The following is an 8848-nucleotide window of genomic DNA, read 5'->3' as shown; positions in this document are numbered from 1 at the left end:
GCCGGCACGGCTCGCGGCGCCCGCCCCGGCGGCCGGCGCGGCCCAGGGCGGAACGCCCGCCTCCGGCGGCGACGGCATCGCGGAAGGACACCGGTCATGAACGGACTCGGCTACGCGATCGGGCGGCAGACGCTCGGCGTCCTCGCCCACCGGGAGCCCATGACCTTCACGCTGCTCGGCAGGGAATGGGAGAAGCACGCCGGGGTCTTCGGCGGGCAGGACATCATGGAGCCCACCGGGTACCTCACCTCCTGGCTCCCGCTGGGCGAGGCGCGCACTTTCCTGGAGATGGGGTGCGGCACCGGAGTGACCGCCGTCATGGCCGCTCTGAACGGCTGCCCGTCGGTCACCGCGGTGGACGTCAATCCCGCCGCCGCCCGCAACGCCGAGGCGAACGCGCGCCGGCACGGAGTGGCGGACCGGGTCCGTACCCTGCGGAGCGACCTTTTCGAGGCACTCGGCCCGGACGAGCGATTCGACCTTATCTACTGGAACTCGCCGTTCATCGAGGCTCCACCCGGACGGAACGACTCGTACGAGGAGTTCGCCCTCTTCGACCCGGGATATTCCATGCACCGCGCGTTCCTGCGCGACGCGCCGGGGCACCTGACCGGGACGGGACGTCTGTTCCTCGGGTTCAGCGCGGCGGCCGGCAACCGGGAGCTGCTGGACGAGCTGGGCCGCGAGGCCGGCTTCCAGACCGGCGTCCACCGTCAGGTGGCCTTCGACGTACCGCACGAGCAGGTCGGCGCCGCCCCCGAATTCGCCGCCCACGCGGACGAGAAGGGCATGCTGCACCTCGACATCACCCTCCTGGAGTTCCGCAGATAGTGGACCGAGCGTGAAGGGATCCTTACGCTTGGTACCCGGCGGAGGCCGGAACCACCGAGTCAGGGGTGTCGCAGGTGCTGCTCGAAGGGAAGAACGCCGTCGTCTACGGCGGAGGCGGCCACGTCGGCGGCGCGATCGCCCGCGCCTTCGCCCGCGAGGGCGCGAAGGTCCATCTCGCCGGGCGCGGCCTCCCGAGGCTGGAGGAGGTCGCGCGGCAGATCCGCGCCGCCGGCGGCGGCGTCGAGGTCGCCCGGCTCGACGCGCTCGACGAGGCGCGGGTCGACGAGCACGCCGACGCGGTGGCGGCCGGCTCCGGCAGCCTGGATGTCTCGGTCAACGCGATCTCGCTCGGCGACGTCCAGGGCACGCCGCTGGCCGGGATGACGCTCGCCGACTTCGTCCGCCCGATCGACACCGCCGTCCGCTCGACCTTCCTGACGGCCAGGGCGGCGGCGCGCCACATGGCCCGGCAGCGGTCCGGCGTGATCCTGACGTTCGGCGGCGGAGGCGGCAGCCCGCCGGTCCGCGACTACTCCATCGGCGGCTTCCACGTGGCCGTCGGCGCGATCGACGTGCTGCGCCGCCAGCTCGCCGCCGAGCTCGGCGGGCACGGCGTCCGCGTCCTGACCCTGCACAGCGGCGGGCTGCCCGAGACCTTCGACGACGCGGAGATCGCCGACGGGATCAGGGCCGGGACGATGCTCGGGCGCGCCGCGACACTGGACGACGTCGGCAGGGTGGCCGCGTTCGCCGCGTCCGACCTGGCCCGGACCATGACCGGTACCTCGCTCAACATCACCTGCGGCGCGGAGACCGACTGACCCGGCGGCGACCGGCCGGCCGCGGCGCCGCGGGGCGGCGGGTGACGAGCCAGTGGGCGATCAGCAGGTGCAGGACCCACGGCAGCCAGTCGAGCGTGTCGAGCAGCACCGGTGTGCTGACCAGCCAGGTGAGCCGGGGGGACGCCACGACGAGTCCGGCGTTGGTGGCGGCCACCAGAGTGATCGCGACGCTGTAGGCCATCCACCGGCGGTGCTCCGCGTACCTGCGGCGCCGGATCGCGCGCCACGCGGCGGCGGTCGTCGACAGCCAGACGACCCCCCAGAAGAACGAGGCCGTCGTGTCGGGCCGTCCGATCGCGAACAGGGTCCCGAACAGCATGAGCGATCCGGGCAGGACGCCGCCGAACACGTAGACGCGGCCGTTCCACCGGTGGAACGCCGGGTGCCTGTCACGCAGCCCGGGCCACATCTGCGGGACGGCGCCGACGAGCGCGAGGATCCCCGCGCCGCCGTGCAGGCTGCGCACCGCGGCGATCTGCGGGTCGAAGAGCCGCGGAACGTACTTCGGCAAGGTATAGGCCAAGAACCAGAGCACCCAGAGGACGACTACCGCCATCGCCGGGATCTGCCACCACGGCACGTGGTATCTCACTGGCCGTCGCAAGGCCGCCCGAGTTTCCCGCTGCATATTCACGATACGCGCCCTAAGGTTTTCGTCCGGTCTTGACACCATGCGCCGGGCGTCCCTGCGGTGCATCTTTGAGCGTGCCCTCGAAGAATCCGGGCGCCGATGCGGTGGGCAATCGGGAAGATGCGGCGGGCGGTACCGTCCGCGAGCATCGGTGAGGAAAGGTCCGCCGTCCCTTCTCGAAGGGTCTTCCAGTGAAGGCGATCGGATGCCACCCACCTCCGTCCAGCAGGCATTCGCCGAGCAGTGCGAGCGGGCACCGGACGCCATCGCGGTCTCCTGCGGCGACACCTGGTACACCTATCGGGAGCTGGACCGTCGTGCGAACCGGCTCGCGCACCGGTTGCTCGCCCTGGGGGCGGAACGGGAAGAGCCGGTCGCCCTGCTGCTCGAACGGTCCGCCGAGGTGGCGGTGGCCTTCCTCGCCGTGCTCAAGAGCGGGGGCTGCTACGTCCCGCTGCACGACTCCGCACCATCGGAGCGCCTCGCCCGGCTCATGAGTCAGGTGGGGGCGCGGCTTCTGCTGACGGACGCGGCCATGCGCGACGCCGGCCTGCCCGACACCGGGGACGTCCGGATCGTCGACATCGCCGAGGACGTTCCGGACATCCCCGACACCGACCCGCGAGTACCGACCCTGCCGGACCAGACGGCCTGCGTCATGTTCACCTCGGGATCGACCGGCCGTCCCAAGGGAGTATGCGTCGCGCACCGCGGCCTGCTGAGCTTCGCGCGCGATCCCTGCTGGGCGGACGGGCGTCACGAGTGCGTGCTCGCGGTGGCTCCGCACGCCTTCGGCGTGTCCAACTACGAGATCTGGGTGCCGCTGCTGAACGGCCACCACACCGTCATCGCGGGGCCCGGCCCGCTCGACACCGCCCGGCTGGGGCGCCTCATCGAGGCGGCGGGCGCCACCGCGCTGCATCTCGTCGCGGGGCTGTTCCGGGTCGTGGCCGAGGAGGCGCCGGAGATCCTGGCTCCGCTCCGCGAGGTGCTCACCGGCGGCGACGTCATCACACCCGGCGCCGTGCGGCGCGTGCTCGCGGCGTGCCCCGGGATCGTGGTCCGCACGCTCTACGGGGCCACCGAGACGACCGCGTTCGCCACCATGGCGTCCCTCACCCACCCGCATGCGCCGGAGGACTCCGTGCCGGTCGGCCGTCCGCTGGACGATGTGCGCGGTTACATCCTGGACGGCGAGCTCCGGCCCGTTCCGCCGGGCGGCGAGGGCGAGCTCTACCTCGGGGGAGCGCGGCTCGCCCGCGGCTACTTCGGTGACCCCGGTGGAACGGCCGCCCGCTTCGTCGCCGACCCGTTCGGGGGCCCGGGCGAGCGGATGTTCCGCACCGGTGACATCGTCCGCACCGGCGGGGACGGGCTGCTGGAGATCCGCGGCCGGGCCGGCGACCTGGTGAAGATCCGCGGCTTCCGGGTCGCGCCCGCCGAGGTGGAGGGCGTCCTGGCGGCGCGGCCGGATGTGGCGCAGGCGGTGGTGCTGGCCCGCGAGGCCGGGACGAGGGAGGCCGGGACGGGGGAGGCAGGAAGGGGAGAGCGGCGGCTGGTGGCGTACGTCGTGCCGGCGGCCGGGGGCGTGGACCTCACCGCCCTGCGCGCGGAGGCGGCTCGCCTGCTGCCCGGCTACGCGGTGCCGGCGGCGTTCGTCGTCCTGGACTCGCTGCCCCTGACCCCGAACGGGAAACTGGACCGCCGCGCGCTCCCGGACGTCCGGCCGGCGCCGCGGGGCGCCGTACCGCGGACCCCGCGGCAGGAGATCCTGTGCGCCCTCTTCGCCGAGGTGCTGGACGTGGCGGGAGTCGGCGTCGACGACGGCTTCTTCGAGCTGGACGGCCAGTCGCTCCAGGCGGTGAAGCTGGTGGGCCGCATCCGCGCGGAGCTCGGAGCCGATCTGACCGTGGCGGACCTCTTCAACGCCCCCACCGTCGCCGAACTCGACAGGCGGATCACGGCCGCCGAGGCGTCCGCTCCGGGCCCGGGCGGCGGACGGGCGGACGCAGGACCCGGTCTCCGCGCGAGAGAGCGAGGTACGCCATGACCGCCGCGACGAGCGCCATCGGGGACGGGGGAGCGCCGCCGCCCGAGGCCGGCCCCACCGCGGCCCAGATCCTCGCCCGGGCGGAGGCGATCGCGCCGACCCTGGTCGGCCGGCAGGCCGAGACCGAGCGGCGGACGTTCTACGCCCGGGACACGCATGAGGAGTTCGCCAGGGCCGGGCTGTACCGGATCCTCGTCCCCCGCCGGTACGGCGGCCACGAGCTCGGCGCCGAGACCTTCCTTCGGGTCGCGATGGCGCTGGCCCGCGGCTGCCCGTCCACGGGCTGGATGTACCTGTTCGGCGCCGCCCACGCGCTCGCCGTGGCGACGCTGTTCGACGAGCGCGCCCAAGCCGAGGTCTTCGGATCGGGCCACTTCATCTGCCCCGCCACGGTCGCTCCCCGCGGTACCGCCGATCGCACCGCCGACGGCGACTGGGTGCTGAACGGCACCTGGCCCTACGCCTCGGGTGCGCCCTACGCCACGCACTTCCTCGGCCACGTCCCGGTTCCGGGCGGGAAGGGGCAGCCCGCCGGACCGATGATGTTCCTGGTGCCGCGCGAGCAGTGGACGCTCGCCGGCGACTGGGGCGGCCAGCTCGGGCTCAAGGGCAGCGGGTCGCACGGCATCGTGATCGAGGACGCGCTGGTCCCCGGGCACCTCACCCTGCGCGGGCACCTGGGCCGGCTCAGCGTCGCCGGCGGGACGCCGGGAGGCAGGCTGCACGGCGGCGAGTACGGGGGCGGGCCGCTCAGCTTCATGCTGCTGGAGCTCGGCGCGCTGGCCGTCGGCATGGCCAAGGGCGCCCTCGACCACTACGCGGACCTCCTGCGCGCCCGAGAGACGATCTTTCCGCCGCTCGTGCCGCGGATCGACGATCCGGACCACCAGTTCCGCTACGGCGAGGCCGCAGCCATGATCCATACAGCGGAGGCGGCGGTGCTGCACGCGGTCCGGGAGTGGAGCGGCATGTGCGCGCGGGGTTCCGCCGCGTTCACGCGGGACGAGGAGCTGCGCCTGGCGCTCGTCAGCAGGGAGGCCGCCCGGCTGTGCTGGCGAGCGGTCGAGGGCCAGCTCGTGCCCACGGCGGGCTCCAGCGCCCTGTCGGACGGCGAGCCGCTCGGGCGCGTGTGGCGGGACATGTCGATGATGCACGCGCACGCGGGCCTCGGGGTCTTCCTGTCGCTCGTCGCCAACCGCGAGTACACGCGGGCACGGTTCGGACTCGCCGACGCTGCCGCTGACGGACCCGACGGGGGCGGCCGATGACCACGCCGCACGCGACCTCGAACGGCTCGTCCGGCCAGTCGGCGACCCGTCCGCTCACGGGCGCGGAGTACATCGAGAGCCTGCGGGACGGACGCCAGGTCCACTTGTACGGCGGGCGGGTCGAGGACGTCACCGAGCATCCGGCGTTCCGCAATCCCGTACGCATGACGGCCCGCCTCTACGACGCCCTGCACGATCCGGAGCGGCGGGACGCGCTCACCGCGCCAACGGACTGGGCAGGTGCCGGGCATCCGGGCGGGATGGGCTTCACCCACCGGTTCTTCACCACGCCGCGCAGCGCGGACGACCTCGTCGCCGCCCAGCGGGCGATCGCCGAGTGGGCGCGGATGGGCTACGGCTGGATGGGCCGCAGCCCCGACTACAAGGCCGCGTTCCTCGGCACCCTCGGCGCCAACGCCGACTTCTACGAACCGTTCTCCGGCAACGCCCTCCGCTGGTACCGGGAGGCGCAGGAGCGCGTGCTGTACTGGAATCACGCGATCGTGCACCCGCCGGTCGGCCGGAACCGCTCCCGCGACGAGGCCGCCGACGTCCTCGTCAGGGTGGAGAAGGAGACCGACGCCGGGCTGGTGGTCAGCGGCGCCAAGATGGTCGCGACGGCCGCCGCGCTCACGCACCACAACCTCATCGCGCACTACGGGCTGCCGGTGAAGGAACGCGAGTTCGCCCTGGTCGCGACGATCGCGACCGACGCTCCGGGGGTGAGGCTCATCTGCCGGACGTCCTACGCGGCGGCGGCCGCGGTCGCGGGAAGCCCGTTCGACTATCCGCTCTCATCGCGGCTGGACGAGAACGACACGATCCTGGTGCTCGACAAGGTGCTCGTCCCCTGGGAGAACGTGTTCATCTACGGCGATGTCGGCAAGGTGCAGTTGTTCACCGGCCATTCGGGATTCGTCGAGAGGTTCACCTTCCAGGGCTGCACGCGGCTCGCGGTGAAACTGGAGTTCATCGCCGGTCTGCTCGCCAAGGCGCTCGACGTGACCGGAAGCGGTGACTTCCGGGGGGTGCAGAGCAGGCTCGGCGAGGTACTGGCCTGGCGCAACCTGTTCTGGGCGCTTTCGGACGCGGCCGCGCGCAATCCCGTCCCGTGGAAGAACGGCGCCGTACTGCCCAATCCCGAATACGGGATGGCCTACCGCTGGTTCATGCAGGCCGGTTACGCCCGGATCCGGGAGATCGTGCTCCAGGACGTCGCCGGAGCGCTCGTCTACGTCAACTCCAGCGCCGACGACTTCAGGGACCCGGACGTCCGCGGATACCTGGACCGCTATCTGCGCGGCTCCGACGGCACCGACTCGGTCGGGCGCGTCAAGGTGATGAAACTGCTGTGGGACGCCGTCGGAACCGAATTCGCCGGACGGCACGAACTCTACGAGAGGAGTTACGCGGGCAACCACGAGAGCGTCCGGGTCGAGCTCCTGACGTCGCAGACCGCCAGCGGCCGGCTGGCGGACTACAGAGCACTGGCCGATCGATGCATGAGCGAATACGACGTCGACGGATGGACCGTCGCCGACCTGTCCGGAGCCGGGAGCCCGACCGGCCTCCGCCACGAGAGGCCGCTGACGCGGCCGGCAGGAGAGGAAGACAGTGCCCGTCAACGATGAACCCGGGATGGCGCACGGCACCGTGGCCGGCATCTTCAACTCCGCGGTCGCGGCGTGGGCGATCGGCGCCGCCTGGGAGCTCGGCGCGCTGGACGAGCTGAACGGCGCGCGCAAGCTCGACGCGGAGGACTTCGCCGAACGGCTCGGACTCGATCCCGCGTCCACGGCCGGCATGTTCCGGGCACTGGCCTCGGTGGGCGTGGTCACCCGCGACGGTGCGACCGTCACCGCGTCCCGGAACTTCGACGAGGTCTTCCGCACGAGGTCCTTCTTCCACTGGCTGAGCCGGGGCAGTGCCGAGCTCTTCCGGCAGATGCCGTCGATCATGCGGATGGAGAACCGGACCGGGGCCTTCTACCGGCGGGACCCGGCGGCGATCGCCTTCGCCTGCGAGGAGATCGATCGGGTCACCTACGAGCCGGCCTTCCGGGCGGTGCTGGACGGCATCGATGTCGGGTCCGGCCGGATCGCCGACCTGGGATGCGGCGCCGGCGGGCGGCTCCGCGACATGCTGGCCCGCTGTCCGCGGGCCCGGGGGATCGGGGTCGACATCGCGCCGGCCGCGCTCGCGTCCGCGCGGGCGGCCCTCAACGAGGCGGGACTCGGCGACCGGGTGGACCTCGTCGAGGACGACGTGCGCGCTCTGGCTTTCCGGCCGGAGTTCGCCGACGTCGAGGTGATCACCTGCTTCATGATGGGCCACGACCTCTGGCCGCGCGCGGAGTGCGCCGCGACCCTGCGCCGCCTGCGCGAGGTGTTCCCGGCCGCGCGCCGCCTGGTGCTGGGAGACGCCACCAGCACCAGGCACGTGCCCGACGCCGCCCTGCCGGTCTTCACGCTCGGCTTCGAACTCGCCCACGACCTCATGGGGACCTTCATCCCGGCCAGGGCCGACTGGGAGTCGCTGTTCGGCGAGGGCGGGTGGCGGCTTCTCCGGACCCACCGGCTCGACATCGTCGTCGGCGAGGTCATCTTCGAACTGGCCTGACCACGCCGGAGGGACGGAGCGAGCGGCATGACGACCGTGGCGGCGCGCGTCGCGCGCACGATGCTGGAGCAGGGCGTCACCTACGTCTTCGGCGTCGTCGGCAACGGCAACTTCCCGATCGCCGGCGCGCTGGAGGCCGGGGGCGCCCGGTACGTCGCCGCGCGGCACGAGGGCGGCGCCATCGCGATGGCGGACGCCTTCCACCACGTCACCGGCCGGGTCGGCGTCTGCACGGCCACCTACGGGCCCGGATTCACCAACATGGCGACGGGCCTGGCCGACGCAGCCAAGCACGCCGCGGGCGTGCTGGCGGTGGCCGGTGACGCGCCGGCGAGCGGACCGCGCCGCATCGACGTCGACCAGGCGGCCCTGGGGAACGCGCTGGGCGCCCGGATCGTCCGTGTCACCGAGCCGTCGGAGGCGGGACGGCTGACCGCCGAGGCGCTGCGCCTGGCGGACACCCGCGGTCCGGTGGTCCTTCTCGTCCCCTGCGACCTGCTGGAGCTGCCCGCGCCTTCCGGCGGTGCCGCCGCGGTGCCGCCGCCTTCCGCGGCGCGGCGGGAGGCCGCGGCACCCGAGGCGGCGGCACCCGAGGCGGCGGCAGCGG

8 protein-coding genes are annotated in these 8848 nt (G+C 73.0%); 7 read left to right on the top strand and 1 reads right to left on the bottom strand.

Translation table 11 applies throughout. The annotated features are described in order from the left end of the window. The first annotated feature begins 96 nt into the window (after positions 1-96). Together E1300_RS44685 and E1300_RS44680 are read left to right on the top strand one after the other, a co-directional pair. Positions 97-831, top strand: a complete 735-nt coding sequence (locus E1300_RS44685) for a methyltransferase (protein WP_131763342.1) — start codon at positions 97-99, stop codon at positions 829-831. 74 nt (positions 832-905) lie between these two features. After that, positions 906-1652, top strand: coding sequence for an SDR family NAD(P)-dependent oxidoreductase (locus E1300_RS44680; RefSeq protein ID WP_131763341.1), 747 nt, complete (start codon positions 906-908; stop codon positions 1650-1652). On the opposite strand, the gene E1300_RS44675 is transcribed toward E1300_RS44680, so the two are convergent. Then, positions 1627-2229 carry a DUF2306 domain-containing protein gene (locus E1300_RS44675; protein ID WP_131763340.1) on the bottom strand — a complete coding sequence of 201 codons (603 nt, stop codon included), beginning with the start codon at positions 2227-2229 and terminating at the stop codon, positions 1627-1629. The two genes, E1300_RS44680 and E1300_RS44675, sit on opposite strands and share 26 nt — an antisense overlap. A gap of 280 nt (positions 2230-2509) precedes the next feature. Between E1300_RS44675 and E1300_RS44670 the strand changes: the two genes are divergently transcribed. From E1300_RS44670 to E1300_RS44650, 5 genes are all read left to right on the top strand, one after another. Next, positions 2510-4354, top strand: a complete 1845-nt coding sequence (locus E1300_RS44670) for a non-ribosomal peptide synthetase (RefSeq protein WP_131763339.1) — start codon at positions 2510-2512, stop codon at positions 4352-4354. Further along, positions 4351-5622 (top strand): acyl-CoA dehydrogenase family protein, encoded by a 1272-nt coding sequence (locus E1300_RS44665; RefSeq protein ID WP_131763338.1) that lies wholly within the window; start codon positions 4351-4353, stop codon positions 5620-5622. The genes E1300_RS44670 and E1300_RS44665 overlap by 4 nt, the downstream gene beginning before the upstream one ends. Further along, positions 5619-7253: a 4-hydroxyphenylacetate 3-hydroxylase family protein gene (locus tag E1300_RS44660; RefSeq protein WP_131763337.1), complete on the top strand. Its 1635-nt coding sequence runs from the start codon at positions 5619-5621 to the stop codon at positions 7251-7253. Before E1300_RS44665 ends, E1300_RS44660 begins: the two co-directional genes overlap by 4 nt. Then, positions 7237-8241, top strand: a complete 1005-nt coding sequence (locus tag E1300_RS44655) for a class I SAM-dependent methyltransferase (RefSeq protein ID WP_242619796.1) — start codon at positions 7237-7239, stop codon at positions 8239-8241. The genes E1300_RS44660 and E1300_RS44655 overlap by 17 nt, the downstream gene beginning before the upstream one ends. A gap of 27 nt (positions 8242-8268) precedes the next feature. Continuing rightward, a partial coding sequence (locus tag E1300_RS44650) for a thiamine pyrophosphate-binding protein (RefSeq protein WP_131763336.1) occupies positions 8269-8848 on the top strand: 580 nt, incomplete at its 3' end.

The sequence above is a fragment of the Actinomadura fibrosa genome (genome assembly GCF_900659615.1).
Classification (GTDB): domain Bacteria; phylum Actinomycetota; class Actinomycetes; order Streptosporangiales; family Streptosporangiaceae; genus Spirillospora; species Spirillospora fibrosa.
The sequence above is the reverse complement of the archived record's forward strand: the minus strand, read 5'-3'. Positions and strand labels throughout refer to the sequence as shown.